Origin of the sequence: Streptomyces caelestis (assembly GCF_001279005.1) — a bacterium.
Lineage (GTDB): Bacteria > Actinomycetota > Actinomycetes > Streptomycetales > Streptomycetaceae > Streptomyces > Streptomyces heliomycini.
The window spans coordinates 158336-183708 of record NZ_LGCN01000251.1 but is presented as its reverse complement, the minus strand read 5'-3'; the positions used below and the strand labels follow the sequence as shown (position 1 = coordinate 183708).

21 protein-coding genes are annotated in these 25373 nt (G+C 72.8%); 8 read left to right on the top strand and 13 right to left on the bottom strand.

The genetic code is table 11. The annotated features are described in order from the left end of the window. Nucleotides 1-2: 2 nt before the first annotated feature. Nucleotides 3-1136 (bottom strand): glutathione-independent formaldehyde dehydrogenase, encoded by a 1134-nt coding sequence (locus ADK41_RS34845; protein WP_030820801.1) that lies wholly within the window; start codon nt 1134-1136, stop codon nt 3-5. A gap of 133 nt (nt 1137-1269) precedes the next feature. Here ADK41_RS34845 and ADK41_RS34840 point away from each other — a divergent pair, with 133 nt between their 5' ends. After that, nucleotides 1270-1461: a hypothetical protein gene (locus tag ADK41_RS34840; protein WP_030820799.1), complete on the top strand. Its 192-nt coding sequence runs from the start codon at nt 1270-1272 to the stop codon at nt 1459-1461. Nucleotides 1462-1482: 21 nt separating this feature from the next. Here the strand turns inward: ADK41_RS34840 and glpK are convergent, their stop codons facing one another. The 4 genes from glpK to ADK41_RS34820 all read right to left on the bottom strand — a co-directional run bounded on the left by glpK (nt 1483) and on the right by ADK41_RS34820 (nt 5746). Next, nucleotides 1483-3000 (bottom strand): glycerol kinase GlpK, encoded by a 1518-nt coding sequence (glpK, locus tag ADK41_RS34835; protein ID WP_030820797.1) that lies wholly within the window; start codon nt 2998-3000, stop codon nt 1483-1485. 21 nt (nt 3001-3021) lie between these two features. Next, a complete protein-coding gene (locus ADK41_RS34830) occupies nt 3022-3855 on the bottom strand; it encodes an MIP/aquaporin family protein (protein ID WP_199821922.1) in 834 nt (277 codons plus the stop codon). Nucleotides 3856-4024: 169 nt separating this feature from the next. After that, on the bottom strand, nt 4025-4993 hold the full coding sequence (gene pip / locus ADK41_RS34825) for a prolyl aminopeptidase (RefSeq protein WP_030820793.1): 969 nt from the start codon (nt 4991-4993) through the stop codon (nt 4025-4027). A gap of 36 nt (nt 4994-5029) precedes the next feature. Next, nucleotides 5030-5746, bottom strand: coding sequence for a uracil-DNA glycosylase (locus tag ADK41_RS34820; protein ID WP_030820792.1), 717 nt, complete (start codon nt 5744-5746; stop codon nt 5030-5032). 75 nt (nt 5747-5821) lie between these two features. Between ADK41_RS34820 and ADK41_RS34815 the strand changes: the two genes are divergently transcribed. Next, nucleotides 5822-6427, top strand: coding sequence for an RNA-binding S4 domain-containing protein (locus ADK41_RS34815; protein ID WP_030820790.1), 606 nt, complete (start codon nt 5822-5824; stop codon nt 6425-6427). A gap of 15 nt (nt 6428-6442) precedes the next feature. Here the strand turns inward: ADK41_RS34815 and ADK41_RS34810 are convergent, their stop codons facing one another. Next, nucleotides 6443-7141, bottom strand: a complete 699-nt coding sequence (locus ADK41_RS34810; protein ID WP_030820788.1) for a class I SAM-dependent methyltransferase — start codon at nt 7139-7141, stop codon at nt 6443-6445. 134 nt (nt 7142-7275) lie between these two features. On the opposite strand from ADK41_RS34810, the gene ADK41_RS34805 reads away from it, so the two are divergent. Further along, nucleotides 7276-7539 (top strand): DUF6343 family protein, encoded by a 264-nt coding sequence (locus ADK41_RS34805; RefSeq protein WP_030820786.1) that lies wholly within the window; start codon nt 7276-7278, stop codon nt 7537-7539. A 7-nt stretch (nt 7540-7546) separates the two neighbouring features. Here ADK41_RS34805 and ADK41_RS34800 read toward each other — a convergent pair whose 3' ends face one another. The 4 genes from ADK41_RS34800 to rpsA all read right to left on the bottom strand — a co-directional run bounded on the left by ADK41_RS34800 (nt 7547) and on the right by rpsA (nt 11271). After that, nucleotides 7547-7927, bottom strand: coding sequence for a tetratricopeptide repeat protein (locus tag ADK41_RS34800; RefSeq protein WP_030820784.1), 381 nt, complete (start codon nt 7925-7927; stop codon nt 7547-7549). 50 nt (nt 7928-7977) lie between these two features. Beyond that, complete coding sequence (gene coaE, locus ADK41_RS34795) at nt 7978-8589, bottom strand: dephospho-CoA kinase (RefSeq protein ID WP_030820782.1); 612 nt, start codon at nt 8587-8589, stop codon at nt 7978-7980. A 31-nt stretch (nt 8590-8620) separates the two neighbouring features. Further along, nucleotides 8621-9559 carry a PAC2 family protein gene (locus ADK41_RS34790; protein ID WP_030820780.1) on the bottom strand — a complete coding sequence of 313 codons (939 nt, stop codon included), beginning with the start codon at nt 9557-9559 and terminating at the stop codon, nt 8621-8623. A 218-nt stretch (nt 9560-9777) separates the two neighbouring features. Then, complete coding sequence (gene rpsA / locus ADK41_RS34785; RefSeq protein WP_030820778.1) at nt 9778-11271, bottom strand: 30S ribosomal protein S1; 1494 nt, start codon at nt 11269-11271, stop codon at nt 9778-9780. A gap of 366 nt (nt 11272-11637) precedes the next feature. Here rpsA and ADK41_RS34780 point away from each other — a divergent pair, with 366 nt between their 5' ends. After that, on the top strand, nt 11638-12450 hold the full coding sequence (locus tag ADK41_RS34780) for a class I SAM-dependent methyltransferase (RefSeq protein WP_078661820.1): 813 nt from the start codon (nt 11638-11640) through the stop codon (nt 12448-12450). A 4-nt stretch (nt 12451-12454) separates the two neighbouring features. Beyond that, on the top strand, nt 12455-15196 hold the full coding sequence (locus tag ADK41_RS34775; protein WP_030820774.1) for an ATP-dependent RNA helicase: 2742 nt from the start codon (nt 12455-12457) through the stop codon (nt 15194-15196). Between the two features lie 16 nt (nt 15197-15212). On the opposite strand, the gene ADK41_RS34770 is transcribed toward ADK41_RS34775, so the two are convergent. Next, complete coding sequence (locus ADK41_RS34770; RefSeq protein ID WP_030820772.1) at nt 15213-17003, bottom strand: lytic transglycosylase domain-containing protein; 1791 nt, start codon at nt 17001-17003, stop codon at nt 15213-15215. Nucleotides 17004-17290: 287 nt separating this feature from the next. On the opposite strand from ADK41_RS34770, the gene ADK41_RS34765 reads away from it, so the two are divergent. Then, entirely contained in the window at nt 17291-18145 is an 855-nt protein-coding gene (locus tag ADK41_RS34765) for a DUF4184 family protein (RefSeq protein ID WP_030820770.1), read from the top strand. Here ADK41_RS34765 and ADK41_RS34760 read toward each other — a convergent pair. Together ADK41_RS34760 and polA are read right to left on the bottom strand one after the other, a co-directional pair. Next, nucleotides 18069-18488 (bottom strand): hypothetical protein, encoded by a 420-nt coding sequence (locus ADK41_RS34760; protein ID WP_037803554.1) that lies wholly within the window; start codon nt 18486-18488, stop codon nt 18069-18071. The two genes, ADK41_RS34765 and ADK41_RS34760, sit on opposite strands and share 77 nt — an antisense overlap. A gap of 235 nt (nt 18489-18723) precedes the next feature. Beyond that, a complete protein-coding gene (gene polA / locus ADK41_RS34755; protein WP_030820766.1) occupies nt 18724-21450 on the bottom strand; it encodes a DNA polymerase I in 2727 nt (908 codons plus the stop codon). Nucleotides 21451-21669: 219 nt separating this feature from the next. On the opposite strand from polA, the gene ADK41_RS34750 reads away from it, so the two are divergent. After that, nucleotides 21670-23949: an FdhF/YdeP family oxidoreductase gene (locus ADK41_RS34750; RefSeq protein ID WP_030820764.1), complete on the top strand. Its 2280-nt coding sequence runs from the start codon at nt 21670-21672 to the stop codon at nt 23947-23949. A gap of 51 nt (nt 23950-24000) precedes the next feature. Continuing rightward, nucleotides 24001-24483 carry a PaaI family thioesterase gene (locus tag ADK41_RS34745; RefSeq protein WP_030820762.1) on the top strand — a complete coding sequence of 161 codons (483 nt, stop codon included), beginning with the start codon at nt 24001-24003 and terminating at the stop codon, nt 24481-24483. Nucleotides 24484-25373 lie beyond the last annotated feature (890 nt).

Below are 25373 nucleotides of genomic sequence, written 5' to 3'. Positions count from 1 at the left end.
GACTACGGGTGCAGGACGACCTTGGTGTAGCCCTCGATCCGCTTGTCGAACTTGTCGTAGGCCGACGCCGCCTCGCCCAGGGGCAGCTCGTGGGAGACCACGAAGCTGGGCTTCGCCCTGCCCTCGATGATCATGTCGCGCAGCTGCCGGTTGTAGCGCTTCACGTTGCACTGCCCCGTCCCCACCCGCAGGCCCTTCTCGAAGAGCTTGCCGATCGCGACGAGGAGCATGCCCTGCTTGGCCTGCTCGTCCGGGGCTCCGGGGTCGGAGGGGACGTAGAGGCCGGGCACGCCGAGCGCTCCGGTGGCGCGGACCGTGTTGACGAGGGAGTTCAGGACCGTCGCCGGCTCCTCGCGGTCCGTGCCGCCCTTCGTCGCCTGGTAGCCGACGGCGTCGACACCCTTGTCCGTGCCGATGCCCTCGGTCTGGTCCTTGATCTGCTCGGCCGGGTCGCCCTCGGCGAAGTTGACCGGGACCGCGCCGATCTCCTCGGCCTTCTGCAGCCGCTCGGCGACCCGGTCCACGACGAACACCTTCTTCGCGCCGCGCAGCAGGGCCGAGTAGGCGGCCATGAGCCCGACCGGTCCCGCGCCGTACACCGCGACGCTCTCGCCCGGGCGGACCTGGGCGAGTTCGCAGCCGTGGTAGCCGGTGGGGAAGATGTCGGCGAGCAGGACGAAGTCGGTCTCGTGCTCCTGTCCCGGCGGCAGCCTCAGGCAGTTGAAGTCGGCGTAGGGCACGCGCAGGTACTCGGCCTGGCCACCCTTCCAGGGGCCCATGGCGACGTAGCCGTAGGCGCCGCCCGGGAAACCTGGATTGACGGTCGTGCAGTACCCGGTGAACCCCTCGGCGCAGTTGCGGCAGAATCCGCAGGCGACGTTGAAGGGCATGACCACGCGGTCGCCCTCCTTCAGCGAGGTGACGCCCTGGCCGACCTCCTCGATGATCCCCATGTTCTCGTGGCCGAAGACGATGCCGGGCTCGGCCGCGGTGCGGCCCTCGTACATGTGCAGGTCGGACCCGCATATCGCGGTGGAGCTGACCTTCACGATCACATCGTTCGGATGCTGGATGCTCGGCTTGTCGACGTCCTCGACCGCGACACTGAACGGTCCCTTGTACACAACGGCCTTCATGACTGCGACCTCCGTTCCGCGCGTGACTCTTCTCTCATGGTTCCGCCGCCTGCACGGTCGGGCAAACCGGTAATGTCCGACGACAGGGGTCATACGTGTCCGATGCCGCGCCGAGAACGGAAAGAGGCGGGAAATGGCAGCACAGAGGCTGGGAACCCTGCTCGTCCCGGTGCCGGGGCTCTCCGGCACCGTGTACCCACCGGGAACGACCGTGACGGTGCGTGGCCGCGGTTCGTCCGTCGACGCCTTCGTCGACGGCGACTGGCTCGCGTTGTCGTGGTGGGAGTTCTCCGACGGCCTCCGCGAGGACCTCGCCGACCGCTGACGCACGGGTGCGGAGGGCGGGTCAGGTGACCTTGACCCAGTCCAGGGTGCGTTCCACGGCGCGCTTCCAGTCCTGGTAGCCGCCTTGGCGCCGCTCCTCGCTCCACTGCGGGTCCCAGCGTTTCGACTCCTGCCAGTGGGAGCGCAGCTCGTCGGTGTCGCGCCAGAAGCCGACGGCGAGCCCGGCGGCGTAGGCGGCGCCCAGCGCGGTGGTCTCGGCGACCACGGGACGGCTCACCGGGACGCCCAGGACGTCGGCCTGGATCTGCATGCACAGGTCGTTCGCGGTGACGCCGCCGTCGACCTTGAGCACGTCCAGGTGGACGCCCGAGTCCTGCTCCATGGCCTCGACCACGTCACGGCTCTGGTAGCAGATGGCCTCCAGCGTGGCCCGCGCGATGTGCGCGCCCGTGTTGTAGCGGGCCAGCCCGACCATGGCGCCCCGGGCGTCGGAGCGCCAGTACGGGGCGAACAGGCCGGAGAAGGCCGGGACGAAGAACATCCCGCCGTTGTCCTCCACCTGGCGGGCCAGCTGCTCGCTCTCCGGGGCGCTCCTGATGATCTTCAGCTGGTCGCGCAGCCACTGCACGGCGGCGCCGGTGACGGCGATGGAACCCTCCAGCGCGTACACCGCGGGGCTGCCCGCGAACTGGTACGCCACCGTCGTGAGCAGTCCGTGCTCCGAGCGCACGAGTTCGGTGCCGGTGTTGAGGACCAGGAAGTTTCCGGTGCCGTAGGTGTTCTTGGCCTCGCCGGGCGAGAAGCAGACCTGGCCGACGGTCGCCGCGTGCTGGTCGCCCAGTACGCCGGTGATCGGGACGGCGCCGCCCAGCGGCCGGGAGGTGCGGGCCGTGCCGTACGCCTCGCGGTCGGACGAGGGGTGGATCACCGGCAGCATCGCGCGGGGGACGCCGAAGACGTCCAGGAGCTCGTCGTCCCAGTCCAGGGTCTCCAGGTTCATCAGCATGGTGCGGCTGGCGTTGGTCACGTCGGTGGCGTGCACCCCGCCGTTCGGTCCGCCGGTGAGGTTCCACAGCACCCAGGCGTCGGTGTTGCCGAACAGGGCGTGGCCCGCCTCGGCGGCCTCGCGCAGTCCGTCCACGTTCTCCAGCAGCCACTTGATCTTGCCGCCGGAGAAGTAGGTGGCCGGCGGCAGACCGGCCTTGTGGCGGATGACGTCGCCGTGGCCGTCGCGTTCGAGGGCGGCGGCGATGCTGTCGGTGCGGGTGTCCTGCCAGACGATGGCGTTGTAGTAGGGGCGGCCGGTGCGCGGGTCCCAGACGACGGTCGTCTCGCGCTGGTTGGTGATGCCGATGGCCGCCAGGTCGTCGGCCGACAGCCCTCCGTCACGGAGGCCGTTCTGGATCACCGTGTTGGTGCGCTCCCAGATCTCGACCGGGTCGTGTTCGACCCATCCCGACCGCGGGAGGATCTGCTGGTGTTCGAGCTGGTGCTTGGCCACCTCGTTGCCGGAGTGGTCGAAGATCATGAAACGGGTGCTGGTGGTCCCCTGGTCCACGGCGCCGACGAATTCGGGCATCGCTGCCACCTCCTGGTGTGCCTAGGATTCTTCGGTGGCCGGGCCCTCTTCGGCCGCTCCCGCCCTCGCCTTGAGCACCGGGCCGATGAACAGGTCGTACACGAGCGCTCCGAGGACGCCGCCGATGAGCGGGCCGACGATGGGGATCCACCAGTAACCGCTGAACCATCCGAACGATCCGGGCAGGGCGATCGATCCCCAGCCCTCGAAGAACGTGAACAGCCGGGGGCCGAAATCGCGTGCGGGGTTGATCGCGTATCCGGCGTTGGTGCCGAACGTCAGGCCGATGGCGACGACCACCAGACCGATGAGGAACGGGTGGAGATTCGACATCGGAGCCGTGTTGCGGGTGTCGATGAGCGCGCAGATCAGCAGGAGGAGGATTCCGGTGCCGACGATCTGGTCGAGCAGGGGACCCCACCAGGAATTCCCGAAGTATTCGGCGGGGAACGTGGCGAAGATGGAATAGGTGCCCAGCGATTCCTCCCGGGTGATTCCCTCCTTGGCGTTGGCCGCGTCGATCGCCCACCGGTAGCAGGCGTAGACGAGCGCGGCGGCGACGAAGGCCCCCAGGACCTGCGCGAGCCAGTAGGGCAGCACCTTCCGCCAGGGGAAGTCCCGCCGGACGGCGAAGGCCAGGGTCACCGCGGGATTGAGGTGGGCGCCGCTGATGCCGCCGGCCACATAGACGCCGAACACGACGGCGAGGCCCCAGCCCCAGGAGATGATGAGCCAGTTGGCTGGCCCGAAATCCACCGTCTGCCGGCCCGAACCGGGCAGTCCGGCCACAGCCACGGCCACGGACCCGACACCCAGCAGAATCAGGACGAACGTGCCCAGGAATTCGGCGAGCATATCGCCGAGGACATCGTCTCGATAGCCTCGTCGTTTCGCGATGCGTTCGGCCACCGGCCCTCCTCGGCTGGAATTCCGTGTTTCCCTCCCCTCGTCGGAAGCGTATGCCGACCGCGCGGACCATGCCTGCGGAGAGCCGGATTTCCCTCTTCTGGAGCAAGGGCGGCGTTCATGCGCCGCGGCGCGCGTACCGGTCCGTCGCCGCCACCAGTGCGTCGTCACCCATGTCGCCCGCGTCGTGGCCTGCCTCGTCCACGATCGTCAACTCGCTGTCCGGCCAGGCGTGATGGAGGCGCCAGACGATGCCCAGGAGGTTGCCGAAGTCGAGGCTGCCCTGGACGAGGGTGCCGGGAACGCCCCTGAGGAGGTGGGCGTCGCGCAGGACGGCCCCCTCGCCTCCGTCCTCGCCGCCGAGGAAGTGGTCGTTGCCCCAGTAGTGGGTGACGGTACGGGCGAAGCCCATGCGGAACACCGGATCCTGGAAACGTGCGACCGAGCCCGGGGGCGCCGGGATGCTCGCCGTCTCCCAGTCGGTCCACGCCTTCGCGGCCCGTTCCCTGACCTGCGGGTCGGGTGACTCCAGCAGCCTGTTGCAGGCGGCGGCCAGGTTGCCGTCGCGCTCGCCGGCGGGCAGGGCGGCGAGGAAGCGTGCGTGGGCCTCGGGGAAGAACTGCCCCAGTCCGCGGGTCAGCAGGGCCACTTCGGCCCGGGAACCGGTGGCGACCGCGGTCAGCACGAGTTCGGACACGACCCCGGGATGGGTCTGCGCGTACCGCAGTCCGAGCACCGAGCCCCACGACGCGCCCCACACCAGCCACCGCTCGATGCCGAGGTGGGTGCGCAGCCGCTCCAGGTCCGCCATGAGGTGGGCGGTCGTGTTGACGCCCATGTCGGTGGCGGGGTCGCTCGCGGGCGGTGTCGAACGGCCGGCGCCGCGCTGGTCGAGCAGCACGATGCGGTAGGCGTCGGGGTCGAAGTAGCGCCGGAGGTTCGGGCCGGCGCCGGAGCCCGGTCCGCCGTGCAGCACCACCGCGGGCTTGCCCCGCGGATTGCCGCTGGTCTCCCAGTACACGCGGTTGCCGTCGCCGACGTCGAGCATGCCGTGGTCGTACGGTTCGATCTTCGGGTACCTGGCCATCGGGACACCGTAGTGCCGTCGGCGGGGCGGCTCATCTCATTTCCGCGCGGGCAGGCCCGCCGCCCCGGCGGCCGTGCGCAGCACCTCGCGGAGCATCTCGGGGGTGAGCCGGCCGGTGAAGGTGTTGCGCTGGCTGACGTGGAAGCAGCCGAGCAGGTGGAGGCCGGGCCCGTCGGGAGCGTCCAGGGTGACGTGGGCGCCGTGCGCGAAGGCGGGCCGGGGCCGGGGCACGGTCCAGCCGGCCTCGGCGAACGCGGGCAGCGCGGCCTGCCAGCCGAAGGCGCCGAGGACGAGCGCGGCCCGTACCGTCGGCCGCAGCAGGCGCAGTTCCCGCACCAGCCAGGGCCGGCAGGTGTCCCGCTCCTCGGGGGTGGGCTTGTTGGCGGGCGGGGCGCAGTGCACGGGCGAGGTGACGCGCACGCCGTACAGCTCCAGACCGTCCCCGGCGTGGGTGGAGCCCGGCTGCGAGGCGAGCCCCACGTCGTACAGCGCCTGGTACAGCACGTCCCCGGAACGGTCCCCGGTGAACATCCGGCCGGTGCGGTTGCCGCCGTGGGCCGCGGGCGCCAGGCCGACGATCAGCAGCCGGGCGTCCGCCGGCCCGAATCCGGGCACCGGCCTCCCCCAGTACGTCCAGTCCGCGAACGCGGCCCTTCTGGTGCGGGCGACCTCCTCGCGCCAGTCGACCAGCCGGGGACAGGCGCGGCAGCCGGCGATGCGCCGGTCGAGCCGGTCGAGGCCATGGGGGTCCATGGCTCCACGGTAGGTGCTCGGGGCGGGCGAAAACCCCCGCACCACCGGCCGGGTCCGGGCGTTAAGGTCGGGACCATGGCTTCTGAGAGTGCCGAGGACCCCAAGGTCGCCGCCGCCGTGGCCGCCGCCGAGGCGGCCGGTCCGGGCAGCGGTGAGTCCGTACGGATCGACAGCTGGATCTGGTCGGTGCGGCTGGTCAAGACGCGGTCGCTCGGCGCCGCCGCCTGCAAGGGCGGGCACGTCCGGGTGAACGGCGAGCGCGTGAAGCCCTCGCACTCCCTCCGCGTCGGTGACGAGGTGCGGCTGCGGGCCGAGACCCGGGAGCGGATCGTCGTCGTCAAGCGGCTGATCCGCAAGCGGGTCGGCGCCCCGGTGGCCGTCCAGTGCTACGTCGACAACTCCCCGCCGCCCCCGCCCCGCGAGGCCGTCGCCCCGGCCGGCGTCCGCGACCGCGGCACGGGCCGCCCGACCAAGCGTGACCGCCGGGAGCTGGAACGGCTGCGGGCGCTGGGCGGACCCGGCCCGTTCGGTGGGCACGCGGGACCGGGCGGACCGGGCGGCGGCGACCCGGGCGCCGCGTCCGGCGAAACCGGCAGGCGTGGCGGGTCCGCCGGACGCGGGACAGCCGGGGGCGGGCGCAGGACCCGGGACAAGGGGGCCGGTGGTGCGGCCCGGCCCTGAACGCGGGCCGCGCGCTCAGGTGGCGGACACCGGCACCGCCCTCACCCACGTCCGGTCCTCCGTCAGGTACCGCTCCACCGTCAGGCCCGCCTCCGCCAGCGCCTCCTCGAACTGCTCCCTCGTCAGCGGGCGGGCGCGGAACGTCTGGGTCCAGGTCGCGTCCGGGAACACGTACTCCGCGTGCACCGAGTCGACGCCGTCGCCGACCGGCTCCGCCGACACGATCCGCACGGTGAAGCCGGCCGGGTCCACCCGCTCGCGCGGCACATCGGTGTGGTAGTCCTCGCCCTCCCGCTGGATCAGCACGCACCCGCCCTTCGCCAGATGCCGCACGCAGGTGCGCAGCATGCCCCGCCGCACCTCGACGTCCCCCGCGTGCACCAGGAACGACGCGAGCAGCACCACGTCGAACGTCTCGCCGAGGTCGAGGCGCTCCACGGGGCCGCATATCGTCCGCGCCCCGCGCACCCGCTCCAGCATCCCGGCGGACTCGTCCACCGCCGTCACCTCGAAGCCGCGCTCCAGCAGCGCGTGGGTCATCCGCCCGACGCCGCTGCCCAGCTCCAGGATCCGCGCCCGCGCCGGCACCGCGGCGGCGATGACGTCCGGCTCGTCCCCGACGGGCAGCCGCGCGTACAGCTCCACCGCGCAGCCGTCCGGGGTGATCGCCCCCGGGCCCGTCCCCTCATGGCCCTCACGCATTCTCCGTTCCATGCCCGTCAAACGGTTCGTGTCCGCACGCCCGTTCCCCCTTCGCACCGGTTCACCCGACCGAGTGACACGTGGGTCTGGAGACGATTCCGGGCACCCGGTGCCGGGAGACCGGCGCGGACGGGGCGGTGATCGCGATGCGTACGGGCAGTGAGCCGACGACCGCGCGCAGTGCTCTGCGGATGCGGTTCTGGCTGAGCGTGTGGGGCGTGGTCTGGACAGTGTCCGGCACGGTGGCGTTCGCGCTCGCGGGGCACCCCGGCTGGGCCCTCGTCTGCGGGCTGCTGTGGCTGGTCGTCACGGTCGACCTGGTGGTCGTCCTGCGGCACATCCGCCAGGGCCCGCACTACCAGCCGGGACGCGACGTGCCTCCGTACCGGCCGCCGGGGAGCCGCCCGTAGCGCACCGTCACGTGTCGAAGCGGGCCGCCTTCAGGTACTCCGGGTTCGGGTCCAGCGCGGCCGCCAGCCGGAAGTGGCGCTTGGCCGGGTGCGGGCGGCCCTGCCGCTGGTAGGTGCGGGCGAGGGCGAAGTGGGCGAAGGCGTTGTCCGGCTCGCGCTCCAGGACGAGGGAGAACTCCAGCTCGGCGGGGCGCAGCTGGGCCGCCGCGAAGAAGGCGCGGGCGCGCAGCAGCCGCGCGGCGGTGTTCTCCGGGTGGACGTCTATGACGCCGTCGAGCAGCTTCACCGCGCCCCTCGGGTCCCGGGAGGCGAGCAGGTGCTCGGCGGCACGGAAGTCGATGACGTGCGTTTCCGGCGTACGTCCGGTCGAACCGCTGGTCTCGGGCACGGCGGAATCCTTCCCTCACTGGACGGGTTCAACGCCCCGTCCGGCACCCGCTATTCCACGCGGGTGGTCCGCGACCGGCGGACGAGCTCGGACCACACGTCCCGGACGCGCTGTTCCAGCTCGTCCAGGGGGACGTCGTTGTCGATGACGATGTCGGCGATCGCCCGGCGCTGCTCGCGGGTCGCCTGGGCGGCCATCCTCGCGCGTGCGTCCTCCGCCGTCATGCCGCGCCGGCCCACGAGCCGGTCGAGCTGGGTCCCGGGGCTCGCGTCGACGACGATCACGAGGTCGTAGAGGGGGGCCAGGCCGTTCTCCGTGAGGAGGGGGACGTCGTGGACCACGACGGCGTCCTCGGCGGCGGCCTCCTCCAGCTCGCGGGAGCGGGCGCCCACCAAGGGGTGGACGATCGCGTTGAGGACGGCCAGTCTCTCCGGGTCGGCGAAGACGACGGACCCCAGCTTGGGCCGGTCGAGCCTGCCGTCCGCGGTGAGGACCTCCGCGCCGAACGCGTCCACGACCGCCGCCAGACCGGGCGTCCCCGGTTCCACGACCTCGCGCGCGATGCGGTCCGCGTCGATCAGCACGGCCCCGTGCTCGACGAGCAGCCGCGACACCTCGCTCTTGCCGGCGCCGATCCCGCCGGTCAGGCCCACTTTCAGCATGAGAGGCAGCCTAGGGGGTGCCGGGAGGGCCTCAGTTGTCGCCCTCCCGCTCCGCCAGGAAGCGTTCGAACTCGCGGCCGATCTCGTCCGCAGACGGGATCTCCACCGGCTCGGCGAGCATGTTGCCCCGGGTCTCCGCGCCAGCGGCGGCGTCGTACTGGTGCTCCAGGCCCTGGACGAGGGCGGTCAGCTCCTCGTCGCCCTCCCGGATCTGGCGGTCGATCTCGGTCTGGGTGCGGTGGGCGTCGGTGCGCAGCGCGTGCGCGACGCCGGGCAGGACCAGTCCCGTCGCGGCCGTGATGGTCTCCAGGGCGGTCAGCGCCGCGTCCGGGTACGGGGAGCGGGCGATGTAGTGCGGCACGTGCGCGGCGACGCCCAGGACGTCGTGCCCGGCCTGCATGAGCCGGTACTCGACGAGCGCCTCGGCGCTGCCGGGCACCTGCGCCTCGTCGAAGGCGCTGCCGGCCACGGGGACGAGGTCGACGCGGTTGCCGTGCGGGGTGATGCCGACGGGCCGGGTGTGCGGGACGCCCATGGGGATGCCGTGGAAGTTCACCGACAGGCGTACGCCGAGCCGCTCCACGATCTGCTGGACGGCGGCGGCGAAGCGCTCCCACTCCACGTCCGGCTCGGGCCCGGAGAGCAGCAGGAAGGGCGCTCCCGTGGCGTCCTGGACGAGGCGCACCTCGAGCGTGGGCACCTCGTAGTCGCTCCACCGGTCGCGGGTGAAGGTCAGCAGCGGGCGCCGGGCGCGGTAGTCGACGAGCCGGTCGTGGTCGAACCGGGCGACGACCTGGTGGGGCAGCGAGTCGAGCAGCCGGTCGACGATCTGGTCCCCGGTCTCCCCCGCGTCGATGTATCCGTCGAAGTGGTAGAGCATGACAAGTCCGGCCGACTCCTGGGCCAGCGCCATGTCGACGACGCCGAGTCCCTTCGGCTCCCATGCGTACAAACCCTGCGGATCAAGCACAGTGACCGCTCCTCCTCGTGTTCGTACTGCACAACGTGGCACGCGCCACTGACATTCCCCGGTGAGGACGGATCCCGGGGGCGCGGGGCGGTGCCGGCGTGCGGCCGCGCCGCGTGGGCACGGGCCCCCCGGCCCGCGCCCCCGGAACGCAGCACTGAGGGGCCGTACCCCGGAAGGTACGGCCCCTCAGTCAACGGCTAGGCGTCAGCGGAGAGCGTTCAGCTCTGCCCGCCCGCCAGCTTCTCCCGCAGCGCGGCCAGCGCCTCGTCCGAAGCCAGCGCACCGGACTGGTCGCCGCCCTCGGAGGAGTACGAACCGCCGCCGGACGCGGCCGGGGCGACGTCCTCGCCACCCTCGGCAGCGGCCTTCTCGTCCGCCTCGCGGGACTTGATGACCTGCGCCTGGTGCTGCTCGAAGCGCTGCTGCGCCTCGGCGTACTGGGTCTCCCACGCCTCGCGCTGAGCCTCGTAGCCCTCGAGCCAGTCGTTGGTCTCGGGGTCGAAGCCCTCGGGGTAGATGTAGTTGCCCTGGTCGTCGTAGGACGCGGCCATGCCGTACAGGGTCGGGTCGAACTCGACCGCCGACGGGTCGGCGCCGAAGGCCTCGTTGGCCTGCTTCAGCGAGAGGCTGATGCGACGGCGCTCGAGGTCGATGTCGATGACCTTGACGAAGATCTCGTCGTTGACCTGGACGACCTGCTCCGGGATCTCCACGTGGCGCTCGGCCAGCTCGGAGATGTGGACCAGACCCTCGATGCCCTCGTCCACGCGGACGAACGCACCGAACGGAACCAGCTTCGTGACCTTGCCGGGCACGACCTGGCCGATCTGGTGGGTGCGGGCGAACTGCTGCCACGGGTCTTCCTGGGTCGCCTTCAGCGACAGGGAGACGCGCTCGCGGTCCATGTCGACGTCGAGGACCTCGACGGTGACCTCCTGGCCGACCTCGACGACCTCGGAGGGGTGGTCGATGTGCTTCCAGGACAGCTCGGAGACGTGGACCAGGCCGTCGACGCCACCCAGGTCCACGAAGGCGCCGAAGTTGACGATCGAGGAGACGACGCCGGAACGGACCTGACCCTTCTGGAGGGTGGTGAGGAACGTCTGGCGGACCTCGGACTGGGTCTGCTCCAGCCAGGCACGGCGGGACAGGACCACGTTGTTGCGGTTCTTGTCCAGCTCGATGATCTTGGCCTCGAGCTCCTTGCCCACGTAGGGCTGGAGGTCGCGGACGCGGCGCATCTCGACCAGGGAGGCCGGGAGGAAGCCACGGAGGCCGATGTCGAGGATGAGACCACCCTTGACGACCTCGATGACGGTACCGGTGACGATCCCGTCCTCTTCCTTGATCTTCTCGATGGTGCCCCAGGCACGCTCGTACTGGGCGCGCTTCTTCGAGAGGATCAGGCGGCCTTCCTTGTCCTCCTTCTGGAGAACAAGGGCTTCGATCTCGTCACCGACGGCGACGACCTCGTTGGGGTCGACGTCGTGCTTGATCGAGAGCTCGCGGCTCGGGATGACGCCTTCGGTCTTGTAACCGATGTCGAGCAGGACCTCGTCCCGGTCGACCTTCACGATGACGCCGTCGACGATGTCGCCGTCGTTGAAGTACTTGATCGTCTCGTCGATCGCGGCGAGGAAGGCTTCCTCGTTACCGATGTCGTTGACCGCTACCTGCGGGGTGGTGGCGGTGGTCTCGGTGCTGCTCGTCATGTGGGAAAGGGCTCCGGTACGGACATTGAAGTCGTAGGTACTGCTACGCCGGAGCCCGTTTCGCTCTGCAGAAGCCGGACAGCCAAGGAAGCGCTCACCAGGGAAAACGGTGATGACGCCTCGACAACCGAGGGGACATACAACAGATGCGAGCGCAGCCTGCTACGTCTGAGGTGCGCAGGCTCGCAGCGCAACTTGTAGCATACGGGGGCAGCCGGGCAGGGTCAATGCGCGAAGCCGCCCACCCGGGGCGGATCGCCGTATAACCGGCACAATTCCCGTCATCCGAGGCCGCGCAGGGGCCAGGAACACCCTTCGGCGACACGCCGGGGTCCGGCTGGACGGAAGAGTACGACGAGGGAGCCCATCATCCAAGAGCCCGAAGCGCCCGAACCGGAGGCGACCCGGCGGCAGGCCGGCGTCGCGGAGAGCTCCCGAGCCAACCGGGGCTGGTGGGACCGCAACGCGGACGAGTACCAGGTCGAGCACGGCACGTTCCTCGGCGACGACCGCTTCGTGTGGGGGCCCGAGGGCCTGGACGAGGTGGAGGCCGAGCTGCTCGGTCCGCCGGAGGAGCTGACGGGACGGGACGTCCTGGAGCTGGGCGCCGGCGCGGCGCAGTGCTCGCGCTGGCTGGCCGCGCAGGGGGCGCGGCCGGTGGCGCTGGACATCTCGCACCGGCAGTTGCAGCACGCGCTGCGGATCGGCGGGCCGTTCCCGCTGGTGTGCGCCGACGCGGGCGCGCTGCCGTTCGCGGACGGCTCCTTCGACCTGGCCTGCTCGGCTTACGGGGCGCTGCCCTTCGTCGCCGATCCGCGGCTGGTGCTGCGCGAGGTGCGGCGGGTGCTGCGGCCCGGCGGCCGGCTGGTCTTCTCGGTCACGCACCCGATCCGCTGGGCGTTCCCGGACGAGCCGGGCCCGGAGGGGCTGAGCGTGTCCGCGTCGTACTTCGACCGCACTCCCTACGTCGAGCAGGACGACGAGGGCCGCGCGGTGTACGTGGAGCACCACAGGACGCTCGGGGACCGCGTCCGTGACGTCGTCGCCTCGGGGTTCCGGCTGGTGGACCTGGTGGAGCCGGAGTGGCCGGCCTGGAACACCTCCGAGTGGGGCGGCTGGTCGCCGCTGCGCGGGAACCTGATCCCGGGGACGGCGGTCTTCGTGTGCGTACGGGACTGAGTACGTGATCCGTGACGACGCCCTGGACGCCCTTCCCGTACGCGAGGCCCTGCCGGGGCTGACCGGCGCGCTCGACCGGCACGGCACCGCCGTGCTGGTGGCGCCGCCCGGCACCGGCAAGACGACCCTGGTGCCCCTGGCGCTGGCGGGACTGCTCGAAGGCGGGCCCGCGCGGCGGGTGGTGGTCGCCGAGCCGCGGCGGATCGCGGCCCGCGCGGCGGCACGGCGGATGGCGTGGCTGCTGGGCGAGCGGGTCGGCGGGTCGGTCGGTTTCACCGTGCGCGGGGAGCGGGCGGTGGGGCGGCGCACGCGCGTGGAGGTCGTCACGACCGGTGTGCTCCTCCAGCGCCTCCAGCGCGACCAGGAGCTCTCCGGGGTGGACGTGGTGGTGCTCGACGAGTGCCACGAGCGGCATCTGGACGCGGACACGGCGGCGGCGTTCCTGTGGGACGTGCGCGAGGCGCTGCGCCCGGAGCTGCGGCTGGTGGCCGCGTCGGCGACGACGGACGCGGAGGGCTGGGCCCGGCTGCTGGGGGGCGCGCCGGTGGTTCAGGCGCGCGGCGCCGCGTTCCCGGTGGACGTGGTGTGGGCGCCTCCCCCGCGTGCGGTGCGGCCGCCGCACGGCACGCGGGTCGATCCGGCGCTGCTGACGCACGTGGCGTCGGTGGTGCGGCGGGCGCTGGCGGAGCGGGACGGGGACGTGCTGGCGTTCCTGCCGGGGGTCGGCGAGATCGCCCGCGTGGCCGGACGGCTCGGGGACCTCGGCGGTGTCGACGTGCTCCAGGTGCACGGGCGGGCGCCGGCCGCCGTGCAGGACGCGGTGCTGTCCGTCGGGGAGCGGCGCCGGGTGGTGCTGGCGACCTCGGTCGCGGAGTCGTCGTTGACGGTTCCGGGGGTGCGGGTGGTCGTGGACTGCGGGCTGGCGCGGGAGCCGCGCGTGGACCACGCCCGGGGGCTCAGCGCGCTGACGACCGTGCGGGCCTCCCGCGCGGCGGGGCGGCAGCGGGCGGGGCGGGCCGGGCGCGAGGCGCCGGGGACGGTGTACCGGTGCTGGACGGAGGCCGAGGACGCGCGGCTGCCGCGGTTCCCCTCCCCCGAGATCAAGGTGGCCGACCTGACGGCGTTCGCGCTCCAGGCGGCCTGCTGGGGCGATCCGGACGCCTCGGGGCTGGCGCTGCTGGACCCCCCGCCCACCGGGGCGATGGCGGCGGCCCGCTCCGTCCTGACGGCGATCGGGGCGGTGGGCCCCGACGGACGGGCCGGCGAGCGCGGGGCGCGGCTGGCCCGCCTGGGTCTGCACCCGCGGCTGGGCCGCGCCCTGCTGGACGCGGCGCCGGTGGTGGGCCCGGACCTCGCGGCCGAGGTGGTCGCCCTGATCTCCGAGGAGCCGCCGCGCGAGTACGGCGACGACCTCGCCGTCGCGCTGCGGGCCGCCCGGCACGGCGGCGACGCGTACGCCGCCCGCTGGCGCAAGGAGGCCGGCCGCCTCCGCGGGCTCGCGTCCGAGTCCGCGGGTGAGCCCTCGCGGACCTCCCCGCCGGTGCCGGACCGGTCCGGCGCCCGGGCCGTGCCCGCCCTGGACACGTCGTCCCGGGCGCCGGGCGCCCCGGACGGCGCCCCGGACGCACCCGCACCGGTCTCGCCCGGGGCGTCGGCCGACGGGGACGACGGGTCGGTGGCGTCGCGGACGTCCGGGGGTTCCCGGCTTCCGCGGGCAAAGGGAGCCGGGGCCCGTGCGCCCCTGCCGGACTCCCGGCCCGTGATCGAGGGCGGGGAGGAGCGGCGGGTCGGGTTCGTCGCCGCGCTGGCCTTTCCCGAGCGGGTGGCCCGCGCGGAGGGCGGTTCACACCTGATGGCGGGTGGGACGCGGGCCGAGGCGGAGGCGGCGTCCCCGTTGCGGGGGGCCGAGTGGATCGCCGTCGCCGTGGCCGACCGGCCCGTGGGGCGGGGGCACGCGCGCGTACGGCTCGGGGGCGTGGTCGACGAGGAGGTCGCGCGGATCGCGGCGGGGGCGTTGCTGGAGCACCGGGACGAAGTGGGCTGGAGCGACGGGGACGTCGTCGCGCGGCGGGTCGAACGGCTCGGGGCGGTGGAGGTGGCCGTACGGCCGTACCCCGGCGCCGCCCCCTCGCTCGTACGGGCCGCGCTGCTGGACGGGTTGCGGCGGGAGGGGTTCGGGCTGCTGCGGTGGCCGGCCGGGGCGGCCGCACTGCGGCAGCGGCTGGCCTTCCTGCGCGGCCGGCTCGGTGAGCCGTGGCCCGACGTCTCCGACGAGGCGCTGCACGCGCGCGTGGAGGAGTGGCTGGAGCCGGAGCTGAGCCGTGCCCGGCGGCGGGCCGATCTCGCGCGGATCGACGCCGGGCAGGCGCTCGCGCGGCTGCTGCCGTGGGCCTCCGGCGAGGCCCTGCGGCTCGACGAACTCGCCCCCGAGCGGATCACCGTACCCAGTGGGTCCGCGATCCGGATCGACTACTCCGACCCGGAGCGGCCGGTGCTCGCCGTGAAGCTGCAGGAGATGTTCGGGCTCCAGGAGTCGCCGCGGGTGGCCGGGGCGCCGCTGCTGGTGCACCTGCTGTCCCCGGCCGGACGCCCCGCCGCCGTGACCGCCGACCTCGCCTCGTTCTGGCGGGACGGCTACCGGGGCGTACGGGCCGAACTGCGCGGGCGCTACCCCAAGCACCCGTGGCCGGAGGATCCGGCCACCGCCGAGCCGACCCGGCACACCAACGCCCGGCTCCGGCGGTGACCGGTACCGCGTGCCGTCAGGCGGCGGGGCCCGCCGCCGGGTCGGCGGACGGGGCCGGGGACGCGGGCGTGGACGGGGCCGGGGCCGGGGACTCCGTCTCGGCCGCCGCCACGGTCAGTTCGACCGTGGCGGTCGCCCCGCCCGCGGTGGTGACGCGGAGCAGGAACGTGCCGGTGGTGTCGTCCGCGTACAGCTGAGGCAGTCTCAGCAGGCCGTCCGCGTCCGTCGTCAGGCCGCTCAGGGCGCGGACGGCCTTGCCGTCGGCGCCCTTGAAGTAGGGGCCCTTGTCGTTCGCGGCCGGGTCGTCGGCCGACGTGACCAGGGTGGCGGTGGCGGCCACCTTGTCGGCGGCGGCGCCCTCGTACGTGGCCCTCAGCTCGACCGCGTCCGCGAACTCGCCGCCCGGCGTGCAGGTGAGCGCCTTGCCGCCGGTGCGGACGAGGGTGTCGGCGACGCGCTCGGTGACCGTCGCCCTGTAGGCGACGCCCTTGACCGTACGGCCGACCACCGTGGCCTGGACGACGACGGGGCCGGTCTTCTCGCCCGCCCGGAGCGCGGGGGCCACGGCGACGCCCGAGCCGTTGGTGACCACGGTGGCCACGCGCTCGCCGCCGGTGAAGGTGGTGTCGGTGTCGCCGAGGACGGTGAACCGGATCCGCACCTTGGCCACGGCCTTGCCGGTCTCCGTCTCCGCGCGGGCGCTCATCCGCTCGGTGAACGTGTCGCCCGCCATCGCGGTGAGCGTCGCGGTGCCCGCGTCCTCCAGGTGGTCCACCGTGTCGGTGGGGGTGGGCGGCGGGGTGCCGGGCGGCGTGCTCGGGCTGCCGGAGTCGGCCGGCGGCTTGGGGCTCGGGGCGGAGCCGGACGGCTTGCCCGGCTTGGCCGGCTTGGCCGGTTTCGTGCTGGGCTTCGGCGAGGGCGACGTGCTCGGCGTCGCCGGGGAGGGCCACACCGTGCCGCTGCCGCTGCCGCTGTCGCTGCGGTCCGCGGGCAGCGTGCCGGTGCCGTCCGGGATCTCGTGGGTGCCCCTGCGGTAGTACTCCAGCCACGTCATGACGGTGTTCAGGTACTCCGTCGAGTTGTTGTAGCTGAGGATCGCCTTGTCGAGGTCGCGCTGGTCGGACAGGTCCCAGTCGAAGCGGCACAGGTAGTGGCCGGCGGCGAGGGCGGCGTCGTAGATGTTGTTGGGGTCCTCACGGCCGTCGCCGTTGCCGTCGCGGCCCGCCCACTCCCAGGTGGAGGGGATGAACTGCATGGGGCCGACGGCCTGGTCGTAGGAGCTGTTGCCGTCGTAGGCGCCGTTGTCGGTGTCCTTGATGAGGGCGAAGCCGTTGCCGTCGAGCTGGGGGCCCAGGATGGGCGAGAGGGTGGTGCCGTCGGCGTCGACGCGTCCGCCGCGGGCCTGGCCTGACTCCACCTTGCCGATGGCGGCGAGCAGTTGCCAGGGCAGGTTGCAGCCGGGCCTCTTCTCGCGCAGCGCGGCCTCGGCCTTCTTGTAGGCGTCGAGGACGGTCGCGGGTATGCCGGCCTCGGTCACGCCGGACACGTCCGTTCCGGTGCTCGCGGACGGGGCGGGGCGGGGGCTGTTGAGCGGCGGCAGGTCCGTGTAGTACGGCGAGTTGCCGGTCGCGCCGGCGGCGTCGGCGGTCTCCTCGGGCGAGGGCGTGGCGTCCGAGGTGGTCCGTCTGCCCTGGTCGTCGGTGGTCACGCCCGGAGCCTGGGAGGCGGCCAGGGCCGCGACCGCCGCCGCGGCGACGGCGGTGGTCGTCACTCCCTTGCACAGCCTCCTGCCGAATTGCGCCGCCATAGAGTGAACCCCTCCCGTGAACGCCGTGACGTCCGTCAGCCTGTGTCGTGTTCGCCCTGGTGTGACGATCCGCCCGCCCCACTGGTTGCCCTCCTGTGGGCATCCGGCACGACGGCCCTCGCGACCCTACGACAACTTCCTTTGCCCGGACACCCGTTCATGCCCGATATTCACCGCTTGGCCACGTTCCCGTGCGGCGGGAGGCCGGCACGGGGCGTCCCGCATACTTGGGGTCCGCCGGTCGGGTGGGCCCGCGGGCCGGTCAACCCCTGTCATGAGGAGCCGCGTTGCCGTTCACGCTGAGCCATGCGGCGGCGGTGCTGCCCGCCGTGCGCACGGACGGGAGCGGGCGGGGCCCTCTGGTTCCCGCCGTGCTGGTCGCGGGCAGCTTCGCTCCCGACATGACCTATTACGCGGCGAGTGTCCTGTCGGGGGCGATGGAGTTCGGCGACGTCACCCACGCGTTCCGGGGCGTGTTCACGGTCGACGTGCTCATCGCCTGGGCGCTGGTGGGACTGTGGCTGCTGGTGCGCGAACCGCTGGTGGCGCTGTTGCCGCGGGCCCGGCGGGGGCGGGCGGCGGCGCTGCTGCGCTGCGGGGCGCCGCGTGCGCGGCCGCGGCCGGCGCTGGTGGCGCGCTGGTACGTCTCCGCCGTGGTGGGGGCGTCGACGCATGTGGTCTGGGACGCGTTCACGCACCTCGACCGGTGGGGGACGCGGGTGTTTCCCGTGCTGGGCGAGGAGGTGGCGGGGTCGCCGCTGTACTGGTACCTGCAGTACGGCGGTTCGGCGGTGGCCGCGGTCGTCGTCGCGCTGTTCGTGCTGCGGGCGCTGCGGCGGGCGCCGGGCGACGCCGGGCCCTCGGGGGTTCCCCCGCTGTCCGTCGGGGACCGGTGGTGGGCCGTCGCGCTGCTCGGCGGGGGCGCGGTGGCGGGGGCGGTGCAGCGGGCCGCGCGGTGGTGGGCCCACGGGGACGTGACCGCGAGGCCCTGGGAACTGATTCCGACGGTGTGCTTCGGTGCGGGCGCGGGGCTGGTCCTCGCGCTGCCGCTGTACGCGGCGGCCGTCAGGGCGTGGCGTCCGGCCGCGGAGGTTCCGGCGGGCGGCGGTACGCGGCGGCCGAGCCGTACGGGCGCACGCTGAGGGGGTCGCTCGCCGCGACGAACACGGTGACGGTGCGGACCGGGCGGGTGCGGGGCCGCAGGGTGAGCGCGAGGGCGAGGCGGGCGCGGGCCAGCTCGGCCCACAGCCGCCACGGCGGCGGCCCGCCCGCGGGGCCTGCGGCGGTGGGGGTGCGGGTGGCTCTCCGGCGGCCGTCGGCGATACGGCGGCCGAGGTCCGCCATGGCGCCGCGCAGCGCGGTCGCGAGGGTGGCGGGGGCGCGGGCGGTACTTGCGGCGGCCGCGAAGACCGGAACCGGCGGGAACACCGTGTGTCCGCCGGGACGCGGGGGTGCCGCTCTGCGGTGAAGCACGCGTATGCCCATGCGTCGCATCCTGTCGGGCGAGCAGCACGGCGGCTTTCCCGCGGGGGCCACGCGAGTGAACGCTCCCTCCGGGGCCGCGGCGGGCGTGCGCGGCGCCCCGAGGGGGACGGGCACGCCCGGCGCCGCCGGACCGTGCCGTCGTGGTGCTCGCCGCCGCGGCGGGAGCAGGGGGCGGGGTCCCGTCGCGAGGTGGGCGGGGCCGGGCGTCCCGGCCCCGCTCCTCACCTCCGGCGGGTCAGTGCGCCGCCGACTCCCAGTCGGGGCCCGCGCCCACCGAGACGCCCAGGGGGACTCGGAGCCGGACCGCGGTGGACATCTCCCGGCGGACCAGTTCCTCCACCGCGGCGCGTTCGCCGGGGGCCAGCTCCAGGACGATTTCGTCGTGGACCTGGAGGAGCATGCGGGAGCGCAGGTCCGCCTCGCGCAGCGCCCGGTCCACGTTCAGCATGGCGATCTTGACGATGTCCGCCGCCGTGCCCTGGATCGGCGCGTTCAGCGCCATGCGCTCCGCCGCCTCGCGACGCTGGCGGTTGTCGCTGTTGAGGTCGGGCAGGTAACGGCGGCGGCCGAAGAGCGTCGCCGTGTAGCCGGTCGCCCGGGCCTCGTCGACGACCCGGCGCAGATAGTCCCGTACGCCTCCGAAGCGCTCGAAGTACGCGTCCATCAGGGCGCGTGCCTCCGCCGCCTCGATGTTCAGCTGCTGGGAGAGGCCGAAGGCCGACAGCCCGTACGCCAGCCCGTACGACATCGCCTTGATCTTGCGGCGCATCTCCGCGTCCACCGCGGACCGCTCGACCGAGAACACCTGTGCCGCCGCCGTGGTGTGCAGGTCCTCGCCCGAGGTGAACGCCTCGATCAGGCCGGCGTCCTCGGAGAGGTGGGCCATCACGCGCAGTTCGATCTGGCTGTAGTCGGCGGTGAGGAGCGACTCGAAGCCCTCGCCGACCACGAAGCCGCGGCGGATCGCGCGGCCCTCGTCCGTGCGGACCGGGATGTTCTGCAGGTTGGGGTCCGTCGAGGACAGCCGGCCCGTCGCGGCGACGGTCTGGTTGAACGTGGTGTGGATGCGGCCGTCCGCGGCGATGGTCTTGATCAGTCCCTCGACGGTCACGCGCAGCTTCGCCTGCTCACGGTGGCGGAGCATGATCACCGGCAGTTCGTTGTCGGTCTGCGTGGCGAGCCAGGCCAGGGCGTCGGCGTCCGTGGTGTAACCGGTCTTCGTCCGCTTCGTCTTCGGCAGGGCCAGCTCGCCGAAGAGGACCTCCTGGAGCTGCTTGGGCGAACCCAGGTTGAACTCGTGCCCCGCCGCCGCGTGCGCCTCCTTCACCGCCTGCTGCACGGCGCCCGCGAACATCCGCTCCATCTCCTGGAGGTGCTCCCGGTCGGCCGCGATGCCGTGCCGCTCCATGCGGGCGAGCAACGCGGACGTGGGCAGCTCCATGTCGCGGAGCAGGTCCGCCGCGCCCACCTCCGCCAGGCGGCCTTCGAAGGCCTCGCCCAGGTCGAGGACGGCGCGGGCCTGCATCATCAGCGCCTCGGCCTGGGCGCCCTCGTCCGCGCCGAAGGCCAGCTGGCCGTCGGGTGCGGCGGCGGGCGCCGGCTCGCGGTGCAGGTACTCCAGGGACAGCGCGTCCAGGTCGAAGGAGCGGCGGCCCGGCTTCACCAGGTACGCGGCGAGCGCGGTGTCCATGGTGACGCCCTCGATGGTCCAGCCGTGCTCGGCGAAGACCCGCATCGCGCCCTTGGCGTTGTGGAACACCTTGGGCCGGTCCGCGTCGGCGAGCCAGGCCGTGAGCGCCCGCTCGTCGGCCTCGTCCAGCTCGGACGGGTCGAACCAGGCGGCCGGCCCGGCGGACGTGGCCAGCGCGACCTCGGCGACCGAGCCGGCGCCCAGGGCCCAGGTGTCGACCGTGGCGACGCCGAGCGGGCCGGCGCCGTGCTCGGTGAGCCAGCCGGTCAGCTCGCCGGTGCCCAGCACCGTGCCGTCCAGCTCCACGCCGGCCGCGACGACCGGAGCGGCCTCGGCCTCCTCCGCGCCCGGGTCGACGGCGAACAGCCGTTCCCGCAGCGACGGGTTCCTGATCTCCAGGGTGTCCAGGATCATCGTCACGGCCTTGCGGTCGTAGGCGGTCCGCTCCAGGTCGAGGACGCCCTTGGGCAGCTCGACCGCACGCTCCAGCTCGGTGAGGCGGCGGTTGAGCTTGACCGCCTCCAGGTGGTCGCGCAGGTTCTGCCCGGCCTTGCCCTTGACCTCGTCGACGCGCTCGACCAGCTCGGCGAAGGAACCGAACTGGTTGATCCACTTCGCGGCCGTCTTCTCGCCGACGCCGGGGATGCCGGGCAGGTTGTCCGACGGGTCGCCGCGCAGCGCCGCGAAGTCGGGGTACTGCGCGGGGGTGAGACCGTACTTCTCGACGACCTTCTCCGGGGTGAACCGGGTCAGCTCGGAGACGCCCTTCGTCGGGTACAGCACCGTGGTGTGTTCGGAGACCAGCTGGAAGGAGTCCCGGTCGCCGGTGACGATCAGCACCTCGAAGCCCTCGGCCTCGGCCCGGGTGGCGAGGGTGGCGATGACGTCGTCCGCCTCGAACCCCTCGACGGCGAAGCGGTCGGCGTGCATCGCGTCGAGCAACTCGCCGATCAGCTCCACCTGCCCCTTGAACTCGTCCGGGGTCTTGGAGCGGTTCGCCTTGTACTCGGTGAACTCCTCCGAGCGCCACGTCTTGCGGGAGACGTCGAAGGCGACGGCGAAGTGGGTGGGCGCCTCGTCACGGAGGGTGTTGGCCAGCATCGACGCGAAGCCGTAGATCGCGTTCGTCGGCTGGCCCGTCGCGGTGGTGAAGTTCTCCGCGGGCAGCGCGAAGAACGCGCGGTACGCCAGGGAGTGCCCGTCCATGAGCATCAGGCGGGGGCGGGGGCCGGCGGGGGACTGGTCGGTCTTCTTCGATGCTGTGTCTGCCACGTGTCCGATCCTGCCACGTGGCACCGACAGTGGAGGGCGGGCGCGGGTCGCGGGGTCGATTCGCCCCCTCCGCCCCGTCCCTTCCCGTTCCTGGGGGCTGCGCCCCCGGACCCCCCTTTCGGCCCTGAACGGGCCTCGTCCTCGAACGCCGGACGGGCTGTGAGGGCGTGGCAGGATCGGGGGCCCACCTCATACGTGTATGTGGAACAGGAGTGCGCGATGGCAGCGAAACCGCCCAAGGGGGATCCGGTTCAGGACGCGCCGCAGGTCGGCGGGGTGCAGCACGCGGCCGCGGGGCTGCCGGCGGTCGGGCACACCCTGCGCATGGCCCAGCGGCAGATGGGCGTGAAGCGGACGGCGCTGACGCTGCTCGGCGTGAACCAGAAGAACGGCTTCGACTGCCCGGGGTGCGCCTGGCCGGAGCCGGAGCACCCGCACCGCGCGGAGTTCTGCGAGAACGGGGCGAAGGCCGTGGCCGAGGAGGCCACCCTGCGCCGGGTCACCCCGGAGTTCTTCGCCGCGCACTCCGTCGCCGACCTGTCCGACCGCAGCGGTTACTGGCTGGGGCAGCAGGGCCGGCTGACGCACCCCATGTACCTGCCCGAGGGCGGCGAGCACTACGAGCCGGTCACCTGGGAGCGGGCCTTCGGCATCGTCGCCGAGGAGATCGCCGCCCTCTCCTCCCCGGACGAGGCCGTCTTCTACACCTCCGGGCGCACCAGCAACGAGGCCGCCTTCCTCTACCAGCTGTTCGCCCGCCGGCTGGGCACCAACAACCTGCCCGACTGCTCCAACATGTGCCACGAGTCGTCCGGCTCGGCCCTGTCGGAGACGATCGGCGTCGGCAAGGGCAGCGTCCTGCTGGAGGACCTGTACCAGGCCGACCTGATCATCGTCGCCGGCCAGAACCCCGGCACCAACCATCCGCGCATGCTGTCCGCCCTGGAGAAGGCCAAGGCGAACGGTGCGCGGATCATCAGCGTCAACCCGCTGCCGGAGGCGGGCCTGGAGCGCTTCAAGAACCCGCAGACCGCCAAGGGACTCACCACCGGCACCGCCCTGACCGATCTGTTCCTGCAGATCCGCCTCGGCGGCGACCAGGCCCTTTTCCGCCTCCTCAACAAGCTGATCCTCGACACCCCCGGCGCGGTCGACGAGGAGTTCGTACGCGACCACACGCACGGCTACGAGGAGTTCGCCGAGGCCGCGCGCGCCGCCGACTGGGACGAGACGCTCACCGCGACCGGCCTCACGCGCGGGGACATCGAGCGGTGTCTGCGGATGGTCCTCGCGTCGAAGCGCACCATCGTGTGCTGGGCGATGGGGCTCACCCAGCACAAGCACTCCGTGCCCATGATCCGCGAGATCGTCAACTTCCTCCTGCTGCGCGGCGACATCGGCCGTCCCGGTGCGGGCGTGTGCCCGGTGCGCGGTCACTCCAACGTGCAGGGCGACCGCACCATGGGCATCTTCGAGCGGCCCGCGCCCGCGTTCCTGGACGCCCTGGGGAAGGAGTTCGGCTTCGCGCCCCCGCGCGAGCACGGCTTCGACGTCGTACGGGCCATCCGCGCCCTGCGCGACGGGAAGGCGAAGGTCTTCTTCGCCATGGGCGGCAACTTCGTCTCCGCCTCCCCCGACACGGAGGTCACCGAGGCCGCGATGCGCCGGGCCCGGCTGACGGTGCACGTGTCGACCAAGCTGAACCGCTCGCACACCGTCACGGGCGCACGCGCCCTGATCCTGCCGACGCTCGGCCGCACGGAGCGCGATCTGCAGGACGGCGGCGAGCAGTTCGTGACGGTCGAGGACTCCATGGGCATGGTGCACGCCTCGCGCGGGCGCCTGGAACCGGCGAGCGGGCAGCTGCTGTCGGAGCCGGCCATCGTGTGCCGGCTGGCCCGCCGCGTCCTCGGCGAGGACGACACGGTGCCGTGGGAGGAGTTCGAGAAGGACTACGCGACGATCCGCGACCGCATCGCGCGGGTGGTCCCCGGCTTCGAGGACTTCAACGCGCGCGTGGCCCGCCCCGGGGGCTTCGCCCTCCCCCACGCCCCGCGCGACGAGCGTCGCTTCCCCACCGCCACCGGCAAGGCCAACTTCACCGCCGCGCCGGTGGAGTACCCCGAGCTGCCGAAGGGGCGGCTGCTGCTGCAGACGCTGCGCTCGCACGACCAGTACAACACCACGATCTACGGTCTCGACGACCGTTACCGGGGCATCAGGAACGGCCGCCGCGTGGTGCTGGTCAACCCCGAGGACGCACGGGAGCTGCGGCTCGCGGACGGCGATTACGTCGATCTGGTCGGCGAGTGGAAGGACGGTGTGGAGCGCAGGGCGCCCGGGTTCCGCGTCGTGCGCTATCCGACGGCGCGGGGCTGTGCGGCGGCGTACTACCCGGAGACGAACGTCCTGGTGCCGCTGGACGCCACCGCGGACACCAGCAACACCCCGGCCGGCAAGTCCGTCGTGGTGCGTCTGGAACAATCGGCGACCGACTGAGCGTTCGCTCAGCAGACAGCCGTACCGACGCACGACGAAGGAGCCGGGCCCATGGGAGAGCAGCAGCAGGTGACGTTCCCGCAGGAGGTCGTCGACGAGTACGCCGCGCTCGGTGTGGACCTGCCGGCGCTGTTCTCGGCGGGTCACCTGGGCACGCGGATGGGCGTGCAGATCCTGGAGGCGTCGGCGGAGCGGGTCGTCGGGACGATGCCGGTGGAGGGCAACACCCAGCCGTACGGGCTGCTGCACGGCGGCGCCTCCGCCGTGCTGGCCGAGACGCTGGGGTCGGTGGGGTCGATGCTGCACGGCGGCAGCTCCAGGATCGCCGTCGGCGTCGACCTCAACTGCACGCATCACCGCGGCGTCCGCTCCGGCCTGGTCACCGGGGTCGCCACCCCGGTGCACCGGGGGCGGTCCACGGCGACGTACGAGATCGTCATCACCGACGAGGCGGACAAGCGGGTGTGCACCGCGCGGCTGACCTGCCTGCTGCGGGACGTCCGGCCCGGCGACGGGGAACGGGCGGCGGGCTGACGGCCGTCGGGGGTGCCAGGAGCGTCCGCCCCGCACCCCCGTCGCCGTAGGGGCGCGGGCCGCCCTGCCGTGCGGGCGCGGAACGGCAGGGGCCCCTCCGACGCGCCTCCTGGCGGCGCTCGTGACGTGCCTCGCGACGGCCGACCGACGGTACGACGTTCCGTGCACCGCCACGAACGTCGCACGTCCCGTCAAGAAGCGTCAGGGCGCCCGAGAAGCACGGAAGCCGACTGACCGTTGGACACCCTGGGGACTCATCGGCCGACGCTACGGCGACGGGCCGACCGACGGACAGGCCGACGGGTCGTCACAGTAACCGTGATTCCACCCGGCGGTTGATGAAAACGCGCAGGCCAGCGCCCATGAACGGAAAATGCGGAACTTCAGATTCACCATCCGGGCCGGCATGGAATCCCCTCTCTAGGTGGCCATTGCACGGAATTCATCCTCCGCCCCCCATACCTCACGCGCCCCCTCCCGTCACCCCATCCGCGGCGAAATGAGAGAAAGCACCGAAACGCCGGAACTCCTTTCCTCGGCGTAACTCTGTGTAATACGCGCGCAATACGGCCCCCGCCCCGCCCCTGTGGACCACAGGGGCGGGACCCCTCCCCACGGGCCCCGCAAGCCGCCTCCAGCGACGAGTTCGAGTCATTACCAAAACCCTCGATACACCTGAACACACCGCGCCAGGTCCTGCGGTTTCTCACCATCCGGACAGGGCAAAACGGCGAGAATTCCGCCGTTCCCCCCAGGAAGTACCGCTCTGCAATACGTCGTGTCATAACAAGAGAGTCACAGCCTTGGCCAGACCCTCCTCCACATTCCCCCCACGCGCTTAGAGTCACCGCCAGTCACCGCGCCAGCCCGATTGTCACGTCGGCCCAGCG

Bases quoted from the DNA above. Each gene is read 5' to 3' on its own strand.
- rpsA (WP_030820778.1), bottom strand. From the start codon at position 11,271: ATGACGAGCAGCACCGAGACCACCGCCACCACCCCGCAGGTAGCGGTC.
- ADK41_RS34750 (WP_030820764.1), top strand. From the start codon at position 21,670: ATGGCAGCGAAACCGCCCAAGGGGGATCCGGTTCAGGACGCGCCGCAG.
- ADK41_RS34840 (WP_030820799.1), top strand. From the start codon at position 1,270: ATGGCAGCACAGAGGCTGGGAACCCTGCTCGTCCCGGTGCCGGGGCTC.
- ADK41_RS34820 (WP_030820792.1), bottom strand. From the start codon at position 5,746: ATGGACCCCCATGGCCTCGACCGGCTCGACCGGCGCATCGCCGGCTGC.
- ADK41_RS34810 (WP_030820788.1), bottom strand. From the start codon at position 7,141: ATGGAACGGAGAATGCGTGAGGGCCATGAGGGGACGGGCCCGGGGGCG.
- ADK41_RS34845 (WP_030820801.1), bottom strand. From the start codon at position 1,136: ATGAAGGCCGTTGTGTACAAGGGACCGTTCAGTGTCGCGGTCGAGGAC.
- ADK41_RS34830 (WP_199821922.1), bottom strand. From the start codon at position 3,855: ATGCTCGCCGAATTCCTGGGCACGTTCGTCCTGATTCTGCTGGGTGTC.
- ADK41_RS34805 (WP_030820786.1), top strand. From the start codon at position 7,276: ATGCGTACGGGCAGTGAGCCGACGACCGCGCGCAGTGCTCTGCGGATG.
- glpK (WP_030820797.1), bottom strand. From the start codon at position 3,000: ATGCCCGAATTCGTCGGCGCCGTGGACCAGGGGACCACCAGCACCCGT.
- ADK41_RS34770 (WP_030820772.1), bottom strand. From the start codon at position 17,003: ATGGCGGCGCAATTCGGCAGGAGGCTGTGCAAGGGAGTGACGACCACC.
- coaE (WP_030820782.1), bottom strand. From the start codon at position 8,589: ATGCTGAAAGTGGGCCTGACCGGCGGGATCGGCGCCGGCAAGAGCGAG.
- ADK41_RS34745 (WP_030820762.1), top strand. From the start codon at position 24,001: ATGGGAGAGCAGCAGCAGGTGACGTTCCCGCAGGAGGTCGTCGACGAG.
- ADK41_RS34760 (WP_037803554.1), bottom strand. From the start codon at position 18,488: ATGGGCATACGCGTGCTTCACCGCAGAGCGGCACCCCCGCGTCCCGGC.
- ADK41_RS34815 (WP_030820790.1), top strand. From the start codon at position 5,822: ATGGCTTCTGAGAGTGCCGAGGACCCCAAGGTCGCCGCCGCCGTGGCC.
- pip (WP_030820793.1), bottom strand. From the start codon at position 4,993: ATGGCCAGGTACCCGAAGATCGAACCGTACGACCACGGCATGCTCGAC.